The organism is Pseudarthrobacter sp. YAF2, assembly GCF_052113345.1.
GTDB lineage: Bacteria > Actinomycetota > Actinomycetes > Actinomycetales > Micrococcaceae > Arthrobacter.
In genome coordinates this window covers 163,852-185,296 of the sequence record NZ_JBFRDA010000004.1, presented here as the reverse complement: position 1 = coordinate 185,296, position 21,445 = coordinate 163,852, and the positions used below count along the sequence as shown (strand labels likewise).

The following is a 21,445-nucleotide window of genomic DNA, read 5'->3' as shown; positions in this document are numbered from 1 at the left end:
GGCGTCATACCAGTCTAAAGGGAAAAGCTGAAGGGAGCCTGCTATTGACCTTCCGGGGCCCATTCCCCGGCGTTTGCGGCTTCTTCCCCGGAATCGAAAAGGTCCAGCTGTTCCTGCGCGAAGACCCCCGGCGGGATGGCGTAACCCAGGTGCGTCCACGCAGGTGCCATGGCGATCCGGCCGCGCGGGGTCCGTCCCAGCAGCCCCTCGCGGACCAGGAAGGGTTCCGCCACCGTTTCAACGGTTTCGGTTTCTTCACCGACGGCGATGGCGAGCGTGGACAGGCCCACCGGGCCGCCGCCAAACTTGGTGATGAGGGCATCGAGGACGGCACGGTCCAGCCGGTCCAGTCCCTTCTTGTCCACTTCATACATGTCCAGGGCTGCGGATGCGGCGCGGGAGTCGATCTGCTCGATGCCGTGGACCAGGGCCCAGTCCCGGACGCGGCGCAGGAGCCGGTTGGCGATGCGGGGGGTGCCGCGGGAGCGGCAGGCGATTTCGGCGAATCCCGCGGAGTTGACCTTCAAGTCAAGCAAGCCGGCAGAACGCCGCAGGACCAGCTCAAGCTCCGGAACGGAATAGAACTCAAGGTGGCCGGTAAAGCCGAACCGGTCCCGGAGCGGCCCCGGGAGCAGGCCCGCGCGGGTGGTGGCACCCACCAGGGTGAACGGCGGCAGCTCGAGCGGGATGGCGGTGGCGCCGGCGCCCTTGCCCACCACGATGTCCACCCGGAAGTCTTCCATCGCCATGTACAGCATTTCCTCGGCCGGCCGGGACATGCGGTGGATTTCGTCCAGGAACAACACCTCCCCCTCCGACAGGGAGGACAGGATGGCTGCGAGGTCGCCGGCGTGTTGGATGGCAGGTCCGCTGCTAAGGCGCAAGGGAGCGTTCATCTCCGCGGCAACGATCATGGCCAGCGTGGTCTTGCCGAGGCCGGGCGGCCCGGAAAAGAGCACGTGGTCCGCCGTCCGCCCGCGCATCCGGGAGGCCTGCAGCACCAGGGACAGCTGCTTGCGGACACGGTGCTGGCCAACAAAGTCATCCAGGTTCTTGGGCCGCAGCGCTGCCTCGATGGCCCGCTCTTCCGGCTCCTCCCCCGCTGCAACCAGTGACGGTTCAGCCACGGGTGCCTACGCGGTTGCCGGCCCGGGCACCGTCCTGGCCCAGCCAACGGAGCGTGGTGCGCAGGATCTCCGGAACGTTGCCGCGGAAGGAGACCTCCGGCTCGTCAGCCAGGGCTTTGTCGATGCTGCCCGACGCATCTTTTTCGGACCAGCCAAGGCTGGTCATGGCGGCGATCACCTGCGGCTTCCAGGCGGCCTCGGCCGGGGTGGCGGCACCGGCAGCGGGGGCGGTCCCGTGCGGGACAAGCTTGCCGGCCAGCTCCAGCACGATCCGGCCCGCCACCTTCGGACCGATCCCCGGGACCTTGGTGAAGGTCTTGCTGTCCCCTGTGTGCGCGGCAACCCGGATCGCCTCGGGCTCGTGGACCGCCAGCACCGCAAGGGCAAGCCTTGGGCCGACGCCGCTGACGCTGAGCAGGACGTCAAAAACCTCACGTTCGTCGTCGGAGGCAAAGCCGAAAAGCGTGAGCGAATCCTCCCGGACGATCAGGGAGGTGAACAGTTGCCCTTGGTCGCCCACGTGCAGCCGGCTGAGCGTCTGCGGCGTGGCGTGCACGCTCATCCCGGCGCCGTTGAGGTCGATGACGGCCGTGGACAGGCCAACGTGCGCTACGGTTCCGCGGAGGAAACTGATCAAGGCCGGGCTCCCGTTGTATCGCCGGCCTCACAGTGAGCACCCGGCTTATCCGAACATATCTACGAATACCCTAGCAAGCGGCGGGGACATTCAGCGTGCGCGGCGCGCCTTGGCCTCCGCCTCGGCCCACGCCCGTTGGGCAGGGGTCAAGGATGAACTGCCCGGACCGGTCGTTGCCACGGCCGCGCCGCTTCCTGCCCGCCACGCGTGGGTGATGGCCAGCGCCAGCGCGTCGGCGGCGTCGGCCGGGCGCGGCGGGGCGTCCAGGCGCAGGATCTTGGTGACCAGCTTGGTCACGGCGTCCTTGTTGGACGAGCCGCTCCCGGTCACCGCGGCCTTCACTTCCGACGGCGTGTGAAGCGCCACCGGGATGCCGCGGCGGGCGGCCGCCGCAATCACGACGCCGGACGCCTGGGCCACACCCATGACGGTGCTGACGTTCAGCTGCGAGAAGACGCGTTCAACGGCGAGGACCTGGGGTTCGTACCGGTCCAGCCATTCGTCAATGGCAGTGGCGATCACCAGGAGCCGCCGGTCCAGCGATTCGTCAGGCGACGTGCCCACCACCCCTACGGCCACCATCGTGGCCCTGCGGTTCCGCTCGACATCCACCACACCGATCCCGCAACGGGTCAGGCCGGGGTCGACGCCCAGGACGCGGAGCGTCACCGGTAGTGCCGGGCCTCAGTTGCCAAGGCGGGACGTCACTCTGATTCCAGGGCAGCCTGGACTTCGTCGCTGAGGTCGGCGTTGCTGTAAACGTTCTGGACGTCGTCGAGGTCTTCGAGGGCGTCAGCCAGCTTCAGGAACTTGCGGGCGCCGTCGACATCCAGCTCCACCTGCATCGAGGGGACGAACTCCACCTCATCGGTGTCGTACTCGATGCCGGCTTCCTTCAGTGCCTCGCGGATGGCCTGCAGATCACCCGGTTCCGAGTGGATCTCGAAGGTTTCGCCGTTGTCCTTGACTTCCTCGGCACCCGCGTCCAGCACGGCCATCAGGACATCGTCCTCGCTCAGGCCGTTCTTGGGGAGGTTGACCACGCCCTTGCGGGTGAAGAGGTAGCTGACGGACCCGGGGTCGGCAATGGTGCCGCCGTTGCGGGAGATGGCCAGGCGCACCTCGGAGGCTGCGCGGTTCTTGTTGTCCGTAAGGCACTCGATCAGAAGGGCAGAGCCCTGCGGGCCGCGGGCCTCGTACATGATCTCGGTGTAGTCCACCACTTCGCCGGTGAGGCCGGCGCCGCGCTTGATGGCGCGGTCGATGTTGTCGTTGGGGACCGACGTTTTCTTGGCCTTGGTCACCGCAAGTTCCAGGCCGGGGTTGCCCGCGAGGTCCGGTCCGCCCATCCGGGCGGCAACTTCGATGTTCTTGATCAGCTTGGCGAACGACTTTGCGCGTCGGCTGTCAATAATCGCCTTTTTGTGCTTGGTCGTCGCCCATTTGGAGTGGCCTGACATGCTTTACGCTTCTCCTCTGATCATGCGGATAAAAAGTTCGTGTACGCGTTTTTCGCCGGTCACTTCCGGGTGGAAGGAGGTGGCCAGCAGCTGGCCGGAACGCACTGCCACAATTCTAGCCGCCCCGGGCAGCGGGACGGCGTGGGAGGCATGCTCCGGGTCCGCCGGTTCAACCTGGGCGAGGACCTCCACGTCCGGGCCCACCCGCTCCACCCACGGGCCGCGGATGAAAACGGCGTGCACCGGCGCCACACCAGATTCGGTGGCGCTGAACTCCAGCCCCTTGAAGTCCAGATCCGTTTCGAAGGACTCACGCTGGCGGCCGAACGCGTTGCGGCGGACGGTAATGTCCAGTCCTCCGAACGTCTGCTGCGGGGCGCCGGAGAGGTCGGTTGCCGGATCGGCGATGTCCGATGCGAGCAGGATCATGCCGGCACAGGACCCGTACACGGGCAGCCCTTCGGCGATGTACTTCCGGAGCGGATCGGCGAGGTCGAAGGCCCGGGCGAGCTTATCGATGGTGGTCGATTCGCCGCCGGGGATAATGAGGCCGTCCAGGCCGTCCAGCTCCTGGGGGCGCCGCACCGGCACGCCGCGGGCGCCGGTGGCCTCGGCCGCATGCAGATGCTCACGGAAGTCGCCCTGCAGGGCCAGGACGCCGATCCGCAGGCCGGATCCCACGCGCGCAGGAGCAGCTGAAGGGGGATTTGTCATCCCTCCAGCATACGGCCATGCCCCTCAGCTGCGGCCCGCCCACCAATCCCCGCCGGGGGTTGCATGCCGTTGCTGGGATATATTCAAAACATGGTCTTCTTCAGTGTTCCGCTCGGCAAGCTGGTCCGCCGGGTGTCCCGGCTTCGGGGCGGCGGTTCGGCCCTGCCGGGCCTGGTGGTCGAGAAAATCGATCCCGGGTTCATGCGGCGGACGCTCAGCACCCTCCCCCACGGCGTTGCAGTCGTTAGTGGCACCAACGGCAAGACCACCACCACAAAAATGGTGGTTGAACTGCTGGAAAGCCAGGGGCTGAAGGTGTTCACCAACCGCACCGGCAGCAACTTCACCCGGGGCGTGGCGGCAGCACTCCTGGGCGAAGTGGACTGGCGTGGCAGGCTGGACGCCGACGTCGCGGTCCTGGAACTCGACGAAGCCCACGCGGTGCACTTCGTGAACAGCGTCCCGCCCCGTTACTGCCTGCTGCTGAACGTGTTGCGGGACCAGCTGGACCGCTTTGGCGAGATCGACAAAACCGCACAGCTGCTCCAGCACATCGCCGCCAAGACCACCGCAACAGTCGTGCTGAACCGCGAGGACCCGAGGGTGGCGCGGATCGCGGACACCCTTACCGGCCAGGAGGTCAAGTACTTCGGCCTGGACGAATCGCTGTTGGGCACCTTTCCCAACGACGACGACATGCGCGCAGCTCCCGGCAGCCCCGCTCCGGCGGACCTGCCGCAGAAGCCGCCTGCCGACGTCGTACTGCTGAAGGTGGGCGCTGACAGCGCCGAGTTTGCGTACGACGGCGGCACGGTCACCACGGCGATGAAGCTGCGCGGCGTGTACAACATCTTCAACGCCGCGGCCGCCTTGACGCTGGCCCGCAGCATCTGCGGCGGCGGTGCCGCCACCGCCAACCATGCCACCTTGCTGGAGGCGCTGTCCCGGGTGGCGCCCGCGTTTGGGCGCGGCGAAAGCCTGACCGTGGACGGCCAGCCGCTGGACCTGGTGCTGGTGAAGAACCCCAGTGGTTTCCGGCTGGGGCTGAAGTCGTTTCCGCCGGGTGGGTACGCCACCATGATCGCCATCAACGACAACTACGCCGACGGCCGCGACATGTCCTGGCTGTGGGATGTGGAATTCGATTCGCTCCGGGCCGAAGGCGTTGACCAGCTGACCGGTTCCAGGGCCTATGACATGGCGCTCCGGCTGCAGTACGACGACGTCCGCATCGGCGCCGTCCAGCCGGAGATCGCACCCGCGCTGGCGGCTTTCATCAGGGAAGGCCGCGGGAAGCCCAAGCGGATCTTCTGCACGTACACCGCCATGCTGGCCATCCGCCGTGAGCTGGCCAAAATCACCACCGTGGAGGTTGTCTCGTGAATCCTGCCGAAGCATCGACCGACGCCGATCAGTCCAAGGGCACGCTCCGCGTGGTACAGCTCTATCCCCGCGACATGAACATCTACGGCGACTGGGGCAACGCCCTGGTCCTGCAGCGCCGCATCGCCTGGCACGGCTACACGCCCGAAGTCCTTGAATACAACGTCGGCGATCCTTTTCCAGAAGCCGTGGACATCATCGTTGGCGGCGGCGGCCAGGACAGCGGGCAGCTGGTCATCCAGGACGATCTGCAGGCCCGGGCCGGCGAATTGCGGGAACTGGCCGAGGACGGCGCGCCCATGCTCGTCATCTGCGGCCTCTACCAGCTCTTCGGCCGGTTCTTCAAGACCCGCACCGGTGCCGTGATCCCGGGCATCGGCATCCTGGACGTGGAAACACACGGCACGGATGAACGCCTGATCGGCAACGTCAAAGTGTCAACCACCGAGTTCGGCGAAGTCCTCGGCTACGAAAACCACAGCGGACAAACCACCCTTGGCAGCGGTGTACGGCCCCTCGGCACGGTCGCCAAAGGGACAGGCAACAACAGCAACGACGGCCACGAAGGTGCCCGGTACCGGAACATCGTGGCCAGCTACCTGCACGGTTCCTTGCTGCCCAAGAACCCGGCCATTGCCGACTTCCTCATCCGGACAGCCGCTGAACGCAAGTTCGGCAGTTTCTCCCCCGGATCGCCTGACGACGCCTATGCTGTCCTGGCGCGGGAGCACGCCGCCCGAAGGCCCCGCTAAACCCCTTTCGCGTCAGGCAGCACAGCCCCGCCTAGCGCCACTGGAAATACTCACGGTGGATGTTCGCCCGGCGGACCCCGGCTGCCCGGAAGGCCTTCCGGAACTGGCGGAGCATGGCGTCCGGGCCGCCCATGAACACCGAGAGCCTCCGTGGGTCGGTGCCGGCCGCGGCCAGGACCGCCTCGGGGGTCAGGCGACCGTCCGACTCAGTGTCCACCACATGCACCGTGAGCCGCGGATGGTTCCTGGCCACGTCGGCGATCTCGTCGGCAAACGGGGATGGTCCCGCCGACGTGACGAAGAAGTGAACGTTTTCGTGCAGGTCCGCGTCGAGTGACCGGAGCCAGCTCAGGAAAGGCGTGATGCCCACACCGCCCGCGATCCAAACCTGGTCGGCCGTGCCGCGGTGCCGGTCGAAGCGGCCGTAGGGGCCACCGACCACCGCCGGCATACCTGGCTGGATGACGTCCGGAAGCCTGGTGGTGTGGTCGCCCAGCGCCTTCACGGTGATGCTGATGCCGCCCTCGCCGGCAGGCCCCGAAATGGAGAAGGGATGCCGCTGCCAGCCTTCTGCCGTTTCCAGGTAGATCATGGCGAACTGCCCGGGCTTGAAGGTCAACGGCTTCCCCAGGGGGCGGAGGGCGACCTCCACCAGGTCCGCCGCGACTGTCCGGACACCTGACACCTGGTAGTCGTGGTGCGGCAGGAAGTGGCGTGAGAGCAGCTCCCGATAGGTATAGAACACCAGCCCTGTTGCCCCGATTGCCACGTAGCTCCACCGCAACACCGGGGCCGCCTCGAAAGCGCTGGCATCCAGCAGGCCGTGCAGGAATCCAGCAGCCACGAACAGCCCGGTCAGCCGGTGGAAGCCGCGCCAGCGTTCGTAGCCTCCCAGCACCCGGCCGGCAAGCTGGAATGGCCGGGTCTGCAGCGACGCGGTGACCACGCGGCGGGCGGCCGCTGGAAGCATGGTCCGCCACCGCGGCAGGATAGCCCACACCACGAGCGCAATAAGGCCGCAGATGCCCACCACGGCCAGCGTTTTGCCCAGGCTCGTGGCTTCGGGGCTGGCCGCGAGTTCAATGTGCGGCACCAACAGGACGGTTGCGGTGATTGCGGCCCTGCGATGCCAGATGGCTGCGTGATCAATCCCGCCAAATATCGGTTCGACGTGCGGGAGCGTGCTGACCAGGATCAGTGCGATCGAGTACAAAAGGACGGACTCCCCGCCGAAAAGTTGGCCCACGTACCCAAGGACGGGTTCCCCGGCCGGACGCACCGCGTACCAGAACACGCCGTACGCCACCACCAACGCCAGCACCCCACCCGGGCCCAGCCAGCGGAGGGGCATGCCCATGACGGCGGCTCGTGGCCTCTTGGCAGGCTTGGTCATTGGCTGGATCCCTTCGTGCTGACAACCTGCTGCGGATCCATGCAGTGGACCCGCAAAGTGCCGGCCTTCATGGCCCGCATTCGCAATTCTAGGGATGCCGCCGCGCTGCGGCGGCTCTTTCGGGTAATTGAGAAGCGTGGCCTGCCGTGAAAGGTTTACCCCATGACGAACCCGCTCCTTACCGCCAGTCCCCTGCCCTATGGCTTGCCGCCCTTCGCACTCCTCACCGCGGAGCATTATGGTGAAGCCGTTGAGGCCGGGCTGTCGGAACATTTGCGCGGGATCAATGCCATCACCGCCTCCGCAGAGGCGGCGACCTTCGAAAATACTGCGCTGGCCATGGAACGCTCAGGGCAACTGCTGAACCGGGCGGCGGCGGCGTTCTTCACGCTGGTCTCCGCCGACGCCTCGCCGCGGATCAGGGAACTCGAAACGGAACTGTCCCCCATGTTCTCCGCCCACCAGGACGCGATCTTCCTCAACCGTGCACTGTTTGACAGGTTTGCCGCGATCGAGACCGGCGGCTGCGATCCGGAGTCAGCGCGCCTGGTGGAGGAATACCTCAAGGAGTTCCGCCAGTCAGGGATCCAGCTCGACGGCCCGGGCCAGGAACGGCTGCGTGCCATCAACGCCGAACTGGCCCGGCTGGGCACCGAATTCGGGCAGCGGGTGAAGGACGGGATGAAGTCGGCCGCACTGTGGCTTGAGGATGCCGGGGACCTGGCGGGCCTGCCGGCCGACGACGTGGCAAGTGCTGCGGAAGCGGCCCGGGCTGCCGGGCACGATGGCGGTTTCCTGCTCACCCTCATCCAGCCAGGCAACCAGCCGGCACTGGCAGCGCTCCAGAACCGGAATGTCCGGCGCCGCCTGTTCGAAGCTTCCGTGGTCCGCGGAAGCGACGGCAGCAGCCTCGACGTCCTGGACTTGGCCCGGTGCATGGCCGGGCTGCGGGCTGAGAAGGCCCGACTGCTGGACTTCGCCAATTATGCCGAACTGGTGGCGGACCGGCAGACGGCGCCCGATTTCCGGGCGGTCCAGACCATGCTGAACCGGATGGCTCCGGCTGCCGTCCGCAACGCCGATGCCGAGGCGGCAGCCTTGGCGGAAGCTGCCGGACATCCCCTGGAGCCTTGGGACTGGGCCTACTACGCCGCCAAGGTGCGGCGGGAGAAGTACGACGTCGACGAACAGGCCTTGCGTCCGTATTTCGAGCTGGACCGGGTCATCACGGACGGCGTCTTCTTTGCTGCCACGGCGCTGTACGGGATCACTTTCCACGAGCGGGCAGACCTTCAGGGCTACCACCCGGACGTTCGCATCTGGGAGGTCCGCAATGACGACGGGACCGGCTTGGGGCTGTTCCTCGGCGACTACTACGCCCGGGAAACCAAGCGGGGCGGCGCCTGGATGAACTCGCTGGTGGACCAGTCGGCGCTGATGGGCACCCGGCCCGTGGTCATCAACACGCTCAACATTTCCAAACCGGCCGCCGGTGAACCGACGCTGCTCACCTTGGATGAGCTGCGGACGCTGTTCCACGAGTTTGGCCACGCCCTGCACGGCTTGTTCTCCAAGGTGACCTATCCGCGGTTCGCCGGGACGTCGGTGCCGCGGGATTTTGTCGAGTACCCGTCCCAGGTCAACGAGATGTGGATCATGTGGCCCGAGGTGCTGTCCCACTACGCCCGTCACCACGTGACCGGGGAGCCGTTGCCCAAGGCCGTCGTGGACCGGCTGGAGGAATCCCGGCTGTGGGGTGAAGGTTTTGCCACCACCGAGTACCTGGGAGCTGCCCTTCTTGACCTGGCATGGCATGTGCTGGAGCCGGGAGATGTCCCCGAGGACGCGCTGGCCTTTGAAGCGAAGGCCCTCGCAGCAGCCGGTGTAGCCCACCGCCTGATCCCGCCGCGCTACCGGACAGGGTACTTCCAGCACATCTTCGCGGGGGCGGGATACGCCGCAGGCTACTACTCCTACATCTGGAGTGAGGTGCTGGACGCCGAAACCGTGGACTGGTTCAGGGAGAACGGCGGGCTGACGAGGGGTAACGGCGAACGCTTCCGCACGGAACTGCTCGCCAGGGGCAACAGCCGTGATCCGCTGGAATCGTTCCGGATCTTCAGGGGCCGGGAAGCCAACCTCGAACCCCTGCTCAAGCGCCGCGGCCTCGAATAACCCTATCGACTGCTGAGTAACTGCCGTTTTCAGGCCCCAAAACGGCAGTTACGGAGCAATCGATTTAAAAAGAACGACGCCGGTCCCCCACCAAGAAAGGTGGGGAACCGGCGTCGTCAATCACAACAGAAAGCAAGGCGACCACATGCGCCAGGCGGTGGTGATCCGGCAGCGTGCGTAAAAGGGGCCCCGCCCCAGCCCCCGCGATAATAGCGGCAGCGGGAGGCGGGGAATAGCACGCAGAGGATCAGCGCGGCCAGGCGCTCCAGAGGGGCGACAGAGAAAGTTACCAGCCGCGCTCAGCAAGGCGGTGCGGCTGGGGGATCTCGTCGACGTTGATGCCCACCATGGCTTCACCGAGGCCGCGGGAGGCCTTGGCGATGACGTCGGGGTCATCGTAGAAGGTGGTGGCCTTCACGACGGCGGCGGCGCGCTGGGCGGGGTTGCCGGACTTGAAGATGCCGGATCCGACGAAGACGCCGTCGGCGCCGAGCTGCATCATCATGGCGGCGTCAGCGGGGGTGGCGATGCCGCCGGCCGTGAACAGGACGACGGGGAGCTTGCCAGCCGCGGCAACTTCCTTGACCAGTTCGTACGGGGCCTGCAGCTCCTTGGCCGCGACGTAGAGCTCGTCCTCGGGCAGGGAGGACAGCCGTGCGATCTCGGAGCGGATCTTGCGCATGTGTCCGGTGGCGTTGGAGACGTCGCCGGTACCGGCCTCACCCTTGGAGCGGATCATGGCCGCGCCCTCGTTGATGCGGCGCAGGGCCTCACCGAGGTTGGTGGCGCCACAGACGAAGGGAACCTTGAAGTTCCACTTGTCGATGTGGTTGATGTAGTCGGCCGGGGTGAGGACCTCGGACTCGTCGATGTAGTCGACACCGAGGGACTGCAGGATCTGGGCCTCGACGAAGTGGCCGATGCGGGCCTTCGCCATCACGGGGATGGACACGGCGTCGATGATCTGGTCGATCATGTCGGGATCGGACATCCGGGATACGCCGCCCTGGGCGCGGATGTCGGCCGGAACGCGTTCCAGCGCCATGACGGCAACGGCACCGGCGTCCTCGGCGATGCGGGCTTGTTCGACGTTGACGACGTCCATGATGACGCCGCCCTTGAGCATCTCGGCCATGCCACGCTTCACGCGGCTGCTGCCGGTGACGCTGTTCGCGGACGAACCGGCCTCGTTGCTTACATCAGGTGTAGACACAAAAACCCCTATGGGTAGACAGATGAACTTCGCCGGGCATGCGGCGGCAACTGCCGGACGAGCACGCACGGATTGCCGGGTCCATTGACCGGGCAGTATTTATACTAGTCCCCCGGTGCCCGGCGGGCTTAATCATGTCTAATCAGCCGGCGTAGGCTCCGCCAATGCCTGCCGGCGCACGGAGATGACGCGCTGGACCACCGTAACAAGGCTGGCCGCCGCGAGGAGGAACAGGGTCGCCAGGAGCACCACCGTGGGGAGCCCCAGGCCGGTGAGGCCCGTGACTACCAGGACGGATACCAGGCGTTCGGCCCGCTCGGCGATCCCCACGTTGGCCGTGAAACCCAGCGATTCGGCCTTGGCGCGGGCGTACGAGACGACCATGCCCAGGACCAGGCAGACCAAGGCTGCCGTTGCGATGGTGGCATTGTTGCCGCCGGTGTAGAACCAGACGGCCACCCCGGCAAAGAGCGCGCCATCGGCGATCCGGTCCAGGGTGGAGTCAAGGAAGTTGCCCCAGCGGCTCTTCACGTTCTGCATCCGGGCCATGATGCCGTCCAGGACGTCGGAGAAGATGAACGCGGTAATGAAGAGCGTTCCCCAGAACAGCTGGCCCAGCGGGTAGAACGCCAGGGCCCCCACCGCCACGCCGAGGGTTCCGACGATGGTTACCGCGTCCGGGGAAACCCCTATCCGAAGCAGCCACCGGGCCAGCGGGGTGAACACGGCGGTGAAGAACCCGCGCGCATGCCTATTCAGCATCCGACTCCCCGGGCCAGGCGTCAGCCACTTGTTGCCGGACCTCGTCGAGGGTCTGGGTGATGGCCTTGGTCTGGGCAATGATCGGGAAGAAGTTGCCGTCGCCGCCCCAGCGCGGAACGATGTGCTGGTGCAGGTGGGCGGAAATGCCGGCTCCGCCCACAACACCCTGGTTCATGCCCAGGTTGAAACCGCCTGGATTGGCCACCTTGCGCAGGACCCGCATGGCCGTCTGGGTCAGGTCGGCGAACTCAGCTGTTTCCTCAAGGGTCAGGTCCGTGTAGTCCGGGATGTGCCGGTAGGGGCATACCAGCAGGTGGCCGGGGTTGTACGGAAACAGGTTCAGCACCACGTAGCAGGTCCGGCCGCGGTGGACGATGAGTGCCTCTTCGTCAGTGCGGCCCGGGCCAACGCAGAACGGGCAGTCGTTTTCGTTCTTGAACTGGTGCTGGCCGCCCTTGATGTAGGCCATGCGGTGCGGAGTCCACAGGCGCTGGAAGGCGTCCGGGACACCGGCGAGGGCAAAGTCGTCGGTAACGCCGGCATCACCTGGATAACCTGCGCCTGTGTTCTCCTGCACTGTCCTGTTTCCGTTCGGCTAGCTGGTCCGGTTACGAACGGCTTCGGTAATCCGTTTGACAGCTTCCGCCACGGGCACGCCGTTGTCCTGGCTGCCGTCCCGGAACCGGAAGGACACCGCTCCCGCCTCCGCGTCGTCGCCGCCCGCGATGAGCACGAACGGGATCTTGTCCTTGCTGGCCGTACGGATCTTCTTGGGGAACCGGTCCGTGGACGTGTCCACCTCGGCGCGGATGCCCGCCGCCTTAAGCTCGTCGACGACGTCGAACATGTACTCGTTGAAGGCCTCCGCCACGGGAATGCCCACCACCTGGACCGGGGCCAGCCAGGCGGGGAACGCGCCGGCGTAGTGCTCGGTCAGGACGCCCATGAACCGCTCCACGGATCCGAACAGCGCACGGTGGATCATCACGGGGCGCTGGCGGGTTCCGTCCGCGGCCTGGAACTCGAGTTCGAACCGTTCGGGCAGGTTGAAGTCCAGCTGGATGGTGGACATCTGCCAGGTCCGGCCCAGCGCATCCTTGGCCTGCACGGAGATCTTGGGTCCGTAGAACGCGGCTCCGCCCGGATCCGGCACCAGTTCCAGCCCGGACTCCTGCGCCACCTCGGCGAGGGTCCTGGTCGCTTCCTCCCAGGTGGCGTCGTCGCCTACGTACTTCTCCGGGTCCTTGGTGGACAGTTCCAGGTAGAAGTCATTGAGCCCGTAGTCCTTGAGCAGGTCCAGGACGAAGGTCAGGGTCTTGGTGAGCTCGTCCTTCATCTGCTCGCGGGTGCAGTAGATGTGGGCGTCGTCCTGTGTCATGCCGCGGACGCGGGTGAGGCCGTGCACCACGCCGGACTTCTCGTACCGGTAGACCGAACCGAATTCGAACAGCCGCAGCGGCAGTTCGCGGTAGGACCGGCCGCGGGAGCGGAAGATGAGGTTGTGCATGGGGCAGTTCATCGGCTTCAGGTAGTAGTCCTGGCCGGGCTTGCGCACGGTGCCGTCCTCGTTGAGTTCGGCGTCCACGTGCATGGCAGGGAACATGCCGTCCTTGTACCAGTCCAGGTGCCCGGAGACCTCGTACAGGTGGCCCTTGGTGATGTGCGGGGTGTAGACGAACTCGTAGCCTGCTTCGACGTGGCGCTGGCGGGAGTAGTCCTCCATCTCCTTGCGGATGATGCCGCCCTTGGGGTGGAAGACGGGCAGGCCGGAGCCGAGCTCGTCGGGGAAGGAGAACAGGTCAAGTTCAGAGCCGAGCTTGCGGTGGTCGCGGCGCTCGGCCTCGGCGATGCGCTCCTGGTAGGCCTTCAGGGCTTCCTTGGTGGGCCAGGCGGTGCCGTAGATGCGTTGCAGCTGCTGGTTCTTCTGGTTGCCCAGCCAGTAGGCAGAGGAGGAGCGGGTCAGTGCGAACGCGTTGGAGATGAGCTTGGTGTTGGGCAGGTGCGGGCCGCGGCAGAGATCGCACCAGACGGTGGTGCCTTCCTTGCGCTCCACGTTGTCGTAGATGGTGATGTCGCCGGCGCCGACCTCGACGTTCACACCCTCCCCGGCCTCGGCGGCCTCGTTCTTCTTGCCGAGCAGCTCGAGCTTGTAGGGCTCGTTCTTCATGGCCTCCCGGGCCTCGTCCTCGCTGACCACGCGGCGGACGAACTTCTGGTTCTGGTTGATGATCTTCTGCATCATCTTTTCGAGGGTCTTGAGGTCCTCGGGTGTGAAGGGCTCGGCAACATCGAAGTCGAAGTAGAACCCATCGGTGATGTAGGGGCCGATGCCAAGCTTGGCGTCGGGCCGCAGCTGCTGCACAGCCTGGGCCATCACGTGGGCGGTGGAGTGGCGCAGGACGTTCAGGCCGTCGGGGGAATCAATGGTGACGCCCTCCACCTCGGCGCCCTCGGGAAGTTCCTGGTCCAGGTCCTTCAGTTCGCCGTTGACGCGGGCTACAACAACGTCGCGGCGCTCAAAGAAGAGTTCCGCACCGGTTGTCCCGGTAGTCACCTTGGTCTCTTCGCCATCGACGAGAAGGGTGATCTGCTGGGCATCTGACACGGGTGTCTCCTATTCAAAGTTCGGCTTCATAGCTTGTGGCGTACGGGGACCACAGCCAGCCACCGTCAATGCTATCGGTTCCGGCAGGGGCAACCAACGCGGCACACGGTGCCCGGGACGGGGTTCAGCCGCTGAAACCGGTGATGGCCAGTGCCCGGCTGATGCCGTCCAGGGGATGCGGGCCGCCGGAGTCCGGAGGAGGTGTTGAGTCCGGGAACGGCAAAGTCTCTGTCCTTGCCAGGTCCCAGGCCATGCTCGCGCTCAGGCTGATGCCCCGGGGGCCGGTCCTTCGGGTGGTGCCGCGGATCAGCAGCAAACGGGTACCAAAAAGGAGGGGTCCCGCGCTTTCCTGCGCCTCATGGAAGAAGACCGAGTCCACGCAGCCGGTGCCGTCGTCGATGCTGATGAAAACCACCCGCCTGCCGCCGCGCATCGGAGGGGTCTGGGTTGCCACCCGGACACCGGCCACCAGGACCTCGGTGCCATTGCGAAGGCTGAGCAGGGAGTCGGCGGTGGTGACGCCGAGCCTGTCCAGCAATGGCCGGTGGCTGTCCATCAGGTGGCTGCTGACATCGACGGCCATGAGATCGAGTTCGGCCCTGACGTTTTCCACCAGGGTGGGTGCCGGCAGCCCTGGTTTGATATTCCGCAGTTCAACATCGCCCAGGGGAAATGACAGTTGGCCATCCAGGACTTCCACACCCTTGCGTGCCCCCTTGCCTTCTTGGAGTTGTTGGAGGTGCTGTACAAGGTCTGCCCGGTTGGCCTGTCCTCCGGCTTCACGGTGCAGTGAATCAAAGGCGCCCAACTGCGCGAGGCGCCTGATACTGGGCTTGCTGAGCCGCGAGCGCGCCCTGAGGTCCGCCAGGGAGTCGTAGGGCTGCCCGGCGACAATCCGCTTCAATTCAGTCGCTGAAAGACCGTAGATCCCGTTCAAGCTCAGCCGGATTCCCAGCTTGCCCTGGTCCTTGCCTGCCTCCACCCGTTCAACCCGGTACTCGCCCTGGCTGCGGTTGATGTCCAGCGGCAGGATGGGGATGCCGAGCCGCCGGGCTTCGGCCACCAGCAGCCGCTTGGGATACATTCCGGGATCGTGCTCCCAGAGCCCGGCCAGGAACGCTTCGGGATGGTGGGTCTTGAGCCAGGCCGACTGGTATGTGGGTACGGCAAATGCGGCCCCATGGGCTTTGCAGAAACCAAAGCTGCCGAACGCTTTGAGTGTTCCCCAGACCTTGTCCACCACCTCGGGAGAGTAGCTTCTGTTACGGGCTTCGCGGCGGAAGAATTCCTCCACCGCACCCTCCAGGACCTCGTTGCCGAGGGCGCGCCTGAATTCGTCCGCGCGGGCCAGGCCGCAACCGGTCATGACATGGAAGGTCTTGAGGATCTGCTCGTGGAAGACCGTCACTCCATGGGTTTCCTGGAGTACCGGTTTGAGGTCCGGGTGCGGGTACACCTCCGGGGCGAAACCGTGACGGTGTTCCAGGAAGGGACGAACCATGTCCGATTTCATCGGCCCTGGCCGGAACAGGGAGATGTCGATGATGAGGTCGTTGAATTCCCGGGGTGCCAGCTTTCCAATCAGTTCCCGTTGTCCCGGGGATTCGATCTGGAAACACCCCAGGGTGTGGGTGCTTCGGATCAGCTCATAGGTGGGTTCGTCGTCGAGGGGGACGGCGTTGAGGTCGATCCGGCCGTCCGCGGCGATGTAGTCAGGTCCACTGCCGTCCGGACCTGCGGGGTGGCGGCCGGCGGCCACCACCTCGGCCTTGGTGGGGTGCAGGCGGATCACCTCCCGGACCGCGAAGGCCATGGCGCTTTGCATCCGGACGCCGAGGACATCGAGCTTAAGCATTCCCATGGGGTCCATGTCGTGTTTATCGAACTGGCTCATGGGCAGGCCCAGGCCGCTGGGCTGGACCGGTGTGCGGTCCAGGAGGGTGGCGTCCCCCAGGATGACCCCGCAGGGGTGCATCGAGATGTGCCGGGGCAGCCGGTCCAGCCGCTCGGTCAGGTCCACCAGCAGGTCCAGTTGCTGGTTTCCTTCGGCGTCGCGATGCTCCACCCGGCCCGCGAACTCCCGGAGCTCGGGTTTTTCCTGCAGCGCTTCGCGGAATTTCCTGGCTGAGAACCGCCACAACTGCTTGGCGATCTCCCCCACTTCGCCATCGTCCATCCCCAGCGCCATTCCTGCGTCGCGCACTGCCCCACGGGCCCGGTACCCGTTTTGCATGCTCATCAGGGTGACGCGCTCGGAACCGAAGCGTTCGAAGATTTGGCGGTAAACGTTATGGCGTTCAGCGCTTTCGACGTCGATGTCGATGTCCGGGAGGGTGGCGCGGTCGTTGGAGAGGAACCGTTCAAAGATGAGGTCGTGCTGCAAGGGATTTACGTGGCTGACCTCGATCAGGTAATTGACCAGGCTGGATGCCCCGGACCCACGGGCTGCCGCCCTGACTCCCATGTCCTGGATCATCCGGGATACCTCTGCCACGGTCAGGAAGTAGGACGAGAAACCCAGGTTCCGGATGATGCCCAGCTCATGCTCCAACCGTGCCAGCATCGTTGTTTCGTCGTGTCCGCCGATCCCGGGGAACCGCCTGCCGATCCCCGCGTGGCACCGCTGGATAAGTTCAACGTCTGGATCCTGGGTGATACCAATGACCGATGCTTCCGGCACCACGGGCTGCTTCCACCCCATGTCCGTGCTGGGGTCCATCCGGCAAAGATCGGCGAGCGCCTCAGTTTGGGCCATCAGCTGCTTGAGGTCGGCGGCCCCATACCCAGCAGCGGCAATGATTTCCTTGCCCAGGCCAAGCATCTGGTCCGCGGTTTTCAGCCATCCCTGGCCGGTGGGCTGGAGCAGCGGTTCACCTGCAAGTTCCGGCAGGGACTTCAACGTCCGGGCAGAGTCCAGGACATCTGCGGTTGGCGCTCCGTCAGCAGCGCAGTACCGCACAGCATTACTGAGGACGGCGGGCACATGGTGTTCCTCGGCGAGCCGGAGCATGCGGACTGCATGGGCGGTGCTGAGGGGAGAGCCGGGTGCGCTGAGCTGGGAGACGATTTCTGCAACGACGGTTCCCGCGGGCATGGCATCCAGCCATTGTTTGAAAAGGGTCCGTGGACGAAGGTAACGCCGGCCTCCCATGGCCCTTCCGACGTCGGAGTCCGGACCAACCAGGACGGTCAGCACCGGCTTGAGGGTCACAGGGTCGAGGGTCCGGGAGGCAAGCTCGGCGCGGGTGACTGCCACGGGAACAGTTCCCCCGGCCTTCCCTGAGGTCCGTGCGTGGGCATCGGAAACCAGCCGGCACAGCGCACGGCACCCGGCACCATTGTTGTGCCCGCGGGCCAGCACCACCACCCGGCCGGCTACCTGCGTGCGGTGGTCACCGTCGTCATCGAAGACCGCAAGGTCAACCCCCACAAGGGGGTCGATGCCCGCAGCCATGCACGCTTTGAGGTGTTTGATGGTGCCGTACAAGCCGTCCCGATCGGTGCAGGCCAGGGCTGTGGCGCCGTCACTTGCTGCGGCCTGAGCAAGTTCCTCCGGCCAGGAGACGCCGTAGTGGGCGCTGAATGCTGTGGAAACGTGGAGGTGGGTGAAGCTCATGCTGTTCTGGGGCGAAGGGCGTCATGGATCCGCAGCAGCCGCCACCGGCCGCTGCCAACATGCCGGGTGAGGTCGAGGGTAAGGGGTTCTGAAGCATGGTGCGCGGCAGCAGGAAGCACCTGGATTCGCCAGATTTCGTGGTCAACCACTCCTGGTCCGCTGCCTAACGGAGCCCTGGCGTCTTCTGCCCACCACTGCCGGCGTTCATACCACCGGACGGGTTCAGCGCAGACGAGATAATCCTTGCCCGCCCACGTCAGCGATTCAGGCTGCCCGGATGCGGAACACGCCACGTCAATGGACTCGCTGAACATGCCCATGCGCGCCTCCCGGACGGTACTTCCCAAATGCCTTATTCGAATATGTGTTCGAATAAATCCAGTCTACGCCGGGGAGGCGGCAAAACATAGGCGGGGGTGGACGGACCGTGCAGCAGGGAGCAGGATGATGGCATGAGTACCGATGACGCACTCCTGAAGCAGGCAAGCATCAAGACCCAGGACTCCACCCTGGTGGCCACGTTCAATATCGATGGCGCCATTCCGGGAACCGGCGCTTATGTGGTGGGGCTGATGGGGGCCACACCTGACTATTCAACGCAGCGACGGCTGTGCATTGAATTCATGAACGGGGAGGCCATTGCCTGCTACGCGTTCAACCGGGACCAGGGAATCGAGGAAGACTACGACCTGTCCGGTGTATCCCACTCGGAGAGCACCATTACCGGGAGCTTTCCCGCAACGGCCTTGAACGGGCTCGGGAAAGGGCACGTCCTGTCAGCCTTCAGCGAAGCCGACGGACGGGAGTTCCAGCATGGGGTGCCGGTGGAGCAATCCCAGTAGGGGTTTTCTTAGCTGGTTTCCTTATGGATCTTCAGTTCGAGTTCGATGAACGCGGAGATCATGGCCCGGTAGGTTGACTCGACGATGTCCGGGTCGATGTCCTTTTTCTCGGCCGCGGCCCGGACGTGTTCAATGATCCGCTCAACTCGGCCGGCGGCCCGTACCTCGGCGTCGTCCCCCTTCAGGGTGCCGGCGATCCGGATCAGCCGTTCGCGGCGGGCGATGAGGGTAACAATCTGTTCATCCACCTCGTCAACGGCAACCCGGACAGCTGCGAGCTGTTCCCTGTCGGCCTGGGCATCCCGATCGTTTCCTTGAATTGTCGCCATCATCTGACAGTATCGAAGCATGGAGCCAAGAGTCGACTTTATCTCCCTCGGTGTCAGCAGCGTTGACCGATCGCGGGCCTTCTATGTCGACGGCCTGGGCTGGCCAGTCCACCGCGAGGTGGCCGGGGAGGTGCTGTTCATCCAGGTGAACCACGGCCTGGTGCTCTCCCTCTGGGACGCCCGGCAGATGCAGGCGGAAGCAGGCGTCAGTCCGTCGGACGGCGTTCCCTGTATCACCCTGAGCCACAACCTGGGAAGCGCGGGGGACGTGGACCGGGTCATGGAAGAGGCCGCGGCTGCGGGCGCCGTCATCATCGCCGAACCCGTCACGCAGCCCTGGGGCGGCTATACGGGGTACTTCGCGGACCCTGACGGCTTCCGCTGGGAAGTGGCGTACAACCCCACGTGGACCGTGGACGACGCCGGCACGGTCACCGTGTGATGGCCGTCCGCACCCTAGGCGGGGCTGCTAGAACAGGGCCTCCACCGGGCGGATCAAGTCCGGTCCGTTGTTGCGGACGTTGCCCACTTCCTTGCCCACGGACTCCACGTGCCAGTCGGCGGCAGCATCTTTGACCCCGGACCGCACCAGGTCCACAAGGGCAGCGGCGTCGTCAGCCTGCGGGTCCAGCCAGGCCTCCATGGTGGCTTTGTCCATGGGCAGCGGGACGCGGTCGTGCAGCTCTGTCAGCTTTCCGAAGATCGTTGATTCAGTCCCGGGCGGTGGCGTGTCAGCCGTGAGGATGGAGGTGGACAGCAGCCAGCGCCCCGGTTCCCCTTCAGGAATCGACGGGTCCTTCCACCACTCATACAGGCCGGCGAAAACCAGCCCGTGGTCCTTCCCCGGGTGCACGTAATAGGGCTGCTTGGACTTGCCGGGGCCTTGCTTCCATTCGTAGTAACCGTCGGCGGGGACGGCACAGCGCCGCGACTGCACTGCCTTCCTGAACGCCGGCTTCTCCAGCACGGATTCGCTCCGGGCATTGATCATCCGCGATCCGATTCCGGGATCCTTGGCCCAGGAAGGGACCAGGCCCCACCGGGCCACATGCAACTGGCGCACCTGCCTGGCCCCTGCAGAGTCATCATCCACCAGCCTCTCCAGGACGATGGGGACGGCGTCGGTGGGTGCAACATTCCACGACGGCGGAATGCTCACCTCATCCTCCAGCTCGGCGTCGAACTCGGCCAGGAGGTCCCCCACGGCGCGTGCCATTACGTAGCGTCCACACATGGCACCAGCATGCCACCGGCGCCACATACTGTCATCCAGGCGCCCCGCAGCCCCTCAAAGCCCGGGAATACCGGCGGCCGCGCTACCGTTGACCGTAAGGAACCTTTCAAGCGACGTTTAGGAGATCCGCGTGGACTTCACTCCCGAATCCGGCACCATCACCATGTTTTCCACCACTTGGTGCGGCTATTGCAACCGGCTGAAGAAGCAGTTGGACGCGAAGGGCATCGGCTACACGGAAATTAACATCGAAGAAGTTGACGGCACTGCCGAACTCGTGGAGCAACTGAACGGCGGCAACCGTACTGTGCCTACCGTCCTGTTTCCGGACGGCTCCGCTGCCACCAACCCGTCGGCTGCCGAGGTCCAGAGCAGGCTCGCTGCCTAAGCGGCCGGAGACCTCCGGCTTCGCGCCGAAGAACTGATGCGGGTCACGCCCCCAGGCTGCTGAAGGAAGCAGTTTCCAGGGTGGCGTGGCCCGCATACGTTTCCAGGAGGGCCCGCTCCACGGCCGCCACATCCAGCCCGGGCACCAGATCGTTGGCGGCTCCGGCCGTGGCCGGGTTCCAGTCGAGGCCGAGGGCGGCGTAGCTGTCCGTGAGTACCTTCCGGATCGGGGCGGAATCCTCCACCACAATCACTGAGCTGAAGAGCCAGCCACCGGAAACCACCCGCTGGGCAGTGCCCACCAGTTTCACCCGGCGGGAGCTGTCCGCCGCATCGGTTCCGTGCACACTGAACTCGCCGGGGCAGTATTCGCCGGGGATTTCCCCTACCGCAGCCTGGACCCCGACGTTCCGCAGGGCTTGTGCAAAGAGTTCACCGAAGTAGCCGAACCGGGCTTTGGACCCGGCAACGGCGTCGGCGTCCGGTTCGATGTGGTCCACCACCAGGGTGCCCTGGTGGTAGGCGGCGGCGCGTCCCCCTGCCCTCCGGACCAAGGGTTCGAAGCCGTTGTCCAGGCAGGCCCGCGCGGCCGCCTCGAATCCGGGCAGCCGGGTGTCACGCTGCCCGAACGCGACGGTGGGGGCGGGCCGGTACAAGCGAAGGGTGGGGCCGAGGCTGCCGGCCCTGGCCCTGGCCAGCAGCTCCAGGCCGAATTCGAGGTCCCGTTCCGCGCCGAGGGATACGTCCTGCCGCACCACGCTCAATGTGCGGGCTTGGGTACCGGTGTGGTGCATTGTTGCTGAACTCCCTGGGGTC

General features: G+C 65.6%; 21 protein-coding genes. 6 read left to right on the top strand and 15 right to left on the bottom strand.

Annotated elements, in window-relative coordinates:
* Positions 1-41: 41 nt before the first annotated feature.
* The 5 genes from ruvB to pdxT all read right to left on the bottom strand — a co-directional run bounded on the left by ruvB (position 42) and on the right by pdxT (position 3,938).
* A complete protein-coding gene (gene ruvB / locus AB4Y79_RS06370; protein WP_441859796.1) occupies positions 42-1,127 on the bottom strand; it encodes a Holliday junction branch migration DNA helicase RuvB in 1,086 nt (361 codons plus the stop codon).
* Positions 1,120-1,764 (bottom strand): Holliday junction branch migration protein RuvA, encoded by a 645-nt coding sequence (gene ruvA, locus AB4Y79_RS06365; RefSeq protein ID WP_441859795.1) that lies wholly within the window; start codon positions 1,762-1,764, stop codon positions 1,120-1,122. The genes ruvB and ruvA overlap by 8 nt, the downstream gene beginning before the upstream one ends.
* Before the next feature lie 90 nt (positions 1,765-1,854).
* On the bottom strand, positions 1,855-2,433 hold the full coding sequence (ruvC, locus tag AB4Y79_RS06360; protein ID WP_441859793.1) for a crossover junction endodeoxyribonuclease RuvC: 579 nt from the start codon (positions 2,431-2,433) through the stop codon (positions 1,855-1,857).
* Positions 2,434-2,468: 35 nt separating this feature from the next.
* Positions 2,469-3,224 (bottom strand): YebC/PmpR family DNA-binding transcriptional regulator, encoded by a 756-nt coding sequence (locus AB4Y79_RS06355; protein WP_376977102.1) that lies wholly within the window; start codon positions 3,222-3,224, stop codon positions 2,469-2,471.
* A 3-nt stretch (positions 3,225-3,227) separates the two neighbouring features.
* Positions 3,228-3,938 carry a pyridoxal 5'-phosphate synthase glutaminase subunit PdxT gene (pdxT, locus tag AB4Y79_RS06350; RefSeq protein ID WP_441859791.1) on the bottom strand — a complete coding sequence of 237 codons (711 nt, stop codon included), beginning with the start codon at positions 3,936-3,938 and terminating at the stop codon, positions 3,228-3,230.
* Positions 3,939-4,028: 90 nt separating this feature from the next.
* On the opposite strand from pdxT, the gene AB4Y79_RS06345 reads away from it, so the two are divergent.
* The gene (locus AB4Y79_RS06345) at positions 4,029-5,321 is read left to right on the top strand and encodes a MurT ligase domain-containing protein (RefSeq protein ID WP_441859789.1); all 1,293 of its coding nucleotides are present in this window, start codon (positions 4,029-4,031) and stop codon (positions 5,319-5,321) included.
* On the top strand, positions 5,318-6,073 hold the full coding sequence (locus AB4Y79_RS06340) for a type 1 glutamine amidotransferase (RefSeq protein WP_441859787.1): 756 nt from the start codon (positions 5,318-5,320) through the stop codon (positions 6,071-6,073). Before AB4Y79_RS06345 ends, AB4Y79_RS06340 begins: the two co-directional genes overlap by 4 nt.
* A gap of 31 nt (positions 6,074-6,104) precedes the next feature.
* On the opposite strand, the gene AB4Y79_RS06335 is transcribed toward AB4Y79_RS06340, so the two are convergent.
* Complete coding sequence (locus AB4Y79_RS06335) at positions 6,105-7,466, bottom strand: ferredoxin reductase family protein (protein WP_441859785.1); 1,362 nt, start codon at positions 7,464-7,466, stop codon at positions 6,105-6,107.
* A 162-nt stretch (positions 7,467-7,628) separates the two neighbouring features.
* Here AB4Y79_RS06335 and AB4Y79_RS06330 point away from each other — a divergent pair, with 162 nt between their 5' ends.
* A complete protein-coding gene (locus AB4Y79_RS06330) occupies positions 7,629-9,641 on the top strand; it encodes a M3 family metallopeptidase (protein ID WP_441859784.1) in 2,013 nt (670 codons plus the stop codon).
* A gap of 286 nt (positions 9,642-9,927) precedes the next feature.
* On the opposite strand, the gene pdxS is transcribed toward AB4Y79_RS06330, so the two are convergent.
* The 6 genes from pdxS to AB4Y79_RS06300 form a co-directional block, all read right to left on the bottom strand.
* A complete protein-coding gene (pdxS, locus tag AB4Y79_RS06325; protein WP_441859782.1) occupies positions 9,928-10,854 on the bottom strand; it encodes a pyridoxal 5'-phosphate synthase lyase subunit PdxS in 927 nt (308 codons plus the stop codon).
* Between the two features lie 138 nt (positions 10,855-10,992).
* Entirely contained in the window at positions 10,993-11,616 is a 624-nt protein-coding gene (pgsA, locus tag AB4Y79_RS06320) for a phosphatidylinositol phosphate synthase (protein WP_441859780.1), read from the bottom strand.
* Entirely contained in the window at positions 11,606-12,193 is a 588-nt protein-coding gene (locus AB4Y79_RS06315) for an HIT family protein (protein WP_441859778.1), read from the bottom strand. Before AB4Y79_RS06315 ends, pgsA begins: the two co-directional genes overlap by 11 nt.
* A gap of 18 nt (positions 12,194-12,211) precedes the next feature.
* The gene (thrS, locus tag AB4Y79_RS06310; RefSeq protein WP_441859777.1) at positions 12,212-14,221 is read right to left on the bottom strand and encodes a threonine--tRNA ligase; all 2,010 of its coding nucleotides are present in this window, start codon (positions 14,219-14,221) and stop codon (positions 12,212-12,214) included.
* 124 nt (positions 14,222-14,345) lie between these two features.
* Positions 14,346-17,837: a DNA polymerase III subunit alpha gene (locus AB4Y79_RS06305; protein ID WP_441859775.1), complete on the bottom strand. Its 3,492-nt coding sequence runs from the start codon at positions 17,835-17,837 to the stop codon at positions 14,346-14,348.
* Positions 17,834-18,157, bottom strand: a complete 324-nt coding sequence (locus AB4Y79_RS06300; protein WP_441859773.1) for a DUF6504 family protein — start codon at positions 18,155-18,157, stop codon at positions 17,834-17,836. The genes AB4Y79_RS06305 and AB4Y79_RS06300 overlap by 4 nt, the downstream gene beginning before the upstream one ends.
* A 132-nt stretch (positions 18,158-18,289) precedes the next feature.
* Here AB4Y79_RS06300 and AB4Y79_RS06295 point away from each other — a divergent pair, with 132 nt between their 5' ends.
* Positions 18,290-18,679, top strand: coding sequence for a hypothetical protein (locus AB4Y79_RS06295; RefSeq protein WP_441859771.1), 390 nt, complete (start codon positions 18,290-18,292; stop codon positions 18,677-18,679).
* Positions 18,680-18,687: 8 nt separating this feature from the next.
* Here the strand turns inward: AB4Y79_RS06295 and AB4Y79_RS06290 are convergent, their stop codons facing one another.
* Complete coding sequence (locus AB4Y79_RS06290) at positions 18,688-19,011, bottom strand: chorismate mutase (RefSeq protein ID WP_441859769.1); 324 nt, start codon at positions 19,009-19,011, stop codon at positions 18,688-18,690.
* Positions 19,012-19,027: 16 nt separating this feature from the next.
* On the opposite strand from AB4Y79_RS06290, the gene AB4Y79_RS06285 reads away from it, so the two are divergent.
* Positions 19,028-19,450: a VOC family protein gene (locus tag AB4Y79_RS06285; RefSeq protein ID WP_441859767.1), complete on the top strand. Its 423-nt coding sequence runs from the start codon at positions 19,028-19,030 to the stop codon at positions 19,448-19,450.
* A gap of 27 nt (positions 19,451-19,477) precedes the next feature.
* Here the strand turns inward: AB4Y79_RS06285 and AB4Y79_RS06280 are convergent, their stop codons facing one another.
* Complete coding sequence (locus AB4Y79_RS06280) at positions 19,478-20,242, bottom strand: SOS response-associated peptidase (protein WP_308930830.1); 765 nt, start codon at positions 20,240-20,242, stop codon at positions 19,478-19,480.
* Positions 20,243-20,372: 130 nt separating this feature from the next.
* On the opposite strand from AB4Y79_RS06280, the gene AB4Y79_RS06275 reads away from it, so the two are divergent.
* Complete coding sequence (locus tag AB4Y79_RS06275; RefSeq protein ID WP_308930829.1) at positions 20,373-20,630, top strand: mycoredoxin; 258 nt, start codon at positions 20,373-20,375, stop codon at positions 20,628-20,630.
* 43 nt (positions 20,631-20,673) lie between these two features.
* Here the strand turns inward: AB4Y79_RS06275 and AB4Y79_RS06270 are convergent, their stop codons facing one another.
* Positions 20,674-21,423: a lipoate--protein ligase family protein gene (locus AB4Y79_RS06270; RefSeq protein ID WP_441859764.1), complete on the bottom strand. Its 750-nt coding sequence runs from the start codon at positions 21,421-21,423 to the stop codon at positions 20,674-20,676.
* Positions 21,424-21,445 lie beyond the last annotated feature (22 nt).

Bases quoted from the DNA above. Each gene is read 5' to 3' on its own strand.
- AB4Y79_RS06355 (WP_376977102.1), bottom strand. From the start codon at position 3,224: ATGTCAGGCCACTCCAAATGGGCGACGACCAAGCACAAAAAGGCGATT.
- pdxT (WP_441859791.1), bottom strand. From the start codon at position 3,938: ATGACAAATCCCCCTTCAGCTGCTCCTGCGCGCGTGGGATCCGGCCTG.
- AB4Y79_RS06345 (WP_441859789.1), top strand. From the start codon at position 4,029: ATGGTCTTCTTCAGTGTTCCGCTCGGCAAGCTGGTCCGCCGGGTGTCC.
- AB4Y79_RS06335 (WP_441859785.1), bottom strand. From the start codon at position 7,466: ATGACCAAGCCTGCCAAGAGGCCACGAGCCGCCGTCATGGGCATGCCC.
- AB4Y79_RS06330 (WP_441859784.1), top strand. From the start codon at position 7,629: ATGACGAACCCGCTCCTTACCGCCAGTCCCCTGCCCTATGGCTTGCCG.
- pgsA (WP_441859780.1), bottom strand. From the start codon at position 11,616: ATGCTGAATAGGCATGCGCGCGGGTTCTTCACCGCCGTGTTCACCCCG.
- AB4Y79_RS06305 (WP_441859775.1), bottom strand. From the start codon at position 17,837: ATGAGCTTCACCCACCTCCACGTTTCCACAGCATTCAGCGCCCACTAC.
- AB4Y79_RS06300 (WP_441859773.1), bottom strand. From the start codon at position 18,157: ATGGGCATGTTCAGCGAGTCCATTGACGTGGCGTGTTCCGCATCCGGG.
- AB4Y79_RS06295 (WP_441859771.1), top strand. From the start codon at position 18,290: ATGAGTACCGATGACGCACTCCTGAAGCAGGCAAGCATCAAGACCCAG.
- AB4Y79_RS06290 (WP_441859769.1), bottom strand. From the start codon at position 19,011: ATGATGGCGACAATTCAAGGAAACGATCGGGATGCCCAGGCCGACAGG.
- AB4Y79_RS06285 (WP_441859767.1), top strand. From the start codon at position 19,028: ATGGAGCCAAGAGTCGACTTTATCTCCCTCGGTGTCAGCAGCGTTGAC.
- AB4Y79_RS06280 (WP_308930830.1), bottom strand. From the start codon at position 20,242: ATGTGTGGACGCTACGTAATGGCACGCGCCGTGGGGGACCTCCTGGCC.
- AB4Y79_RS06270 (WP_441859764.1), bottom strand. From the start codon at position 21,423: ATGCACCACACCGGTACCCAAGCCCGCACATTGAGCGTGGTGCGGCAG.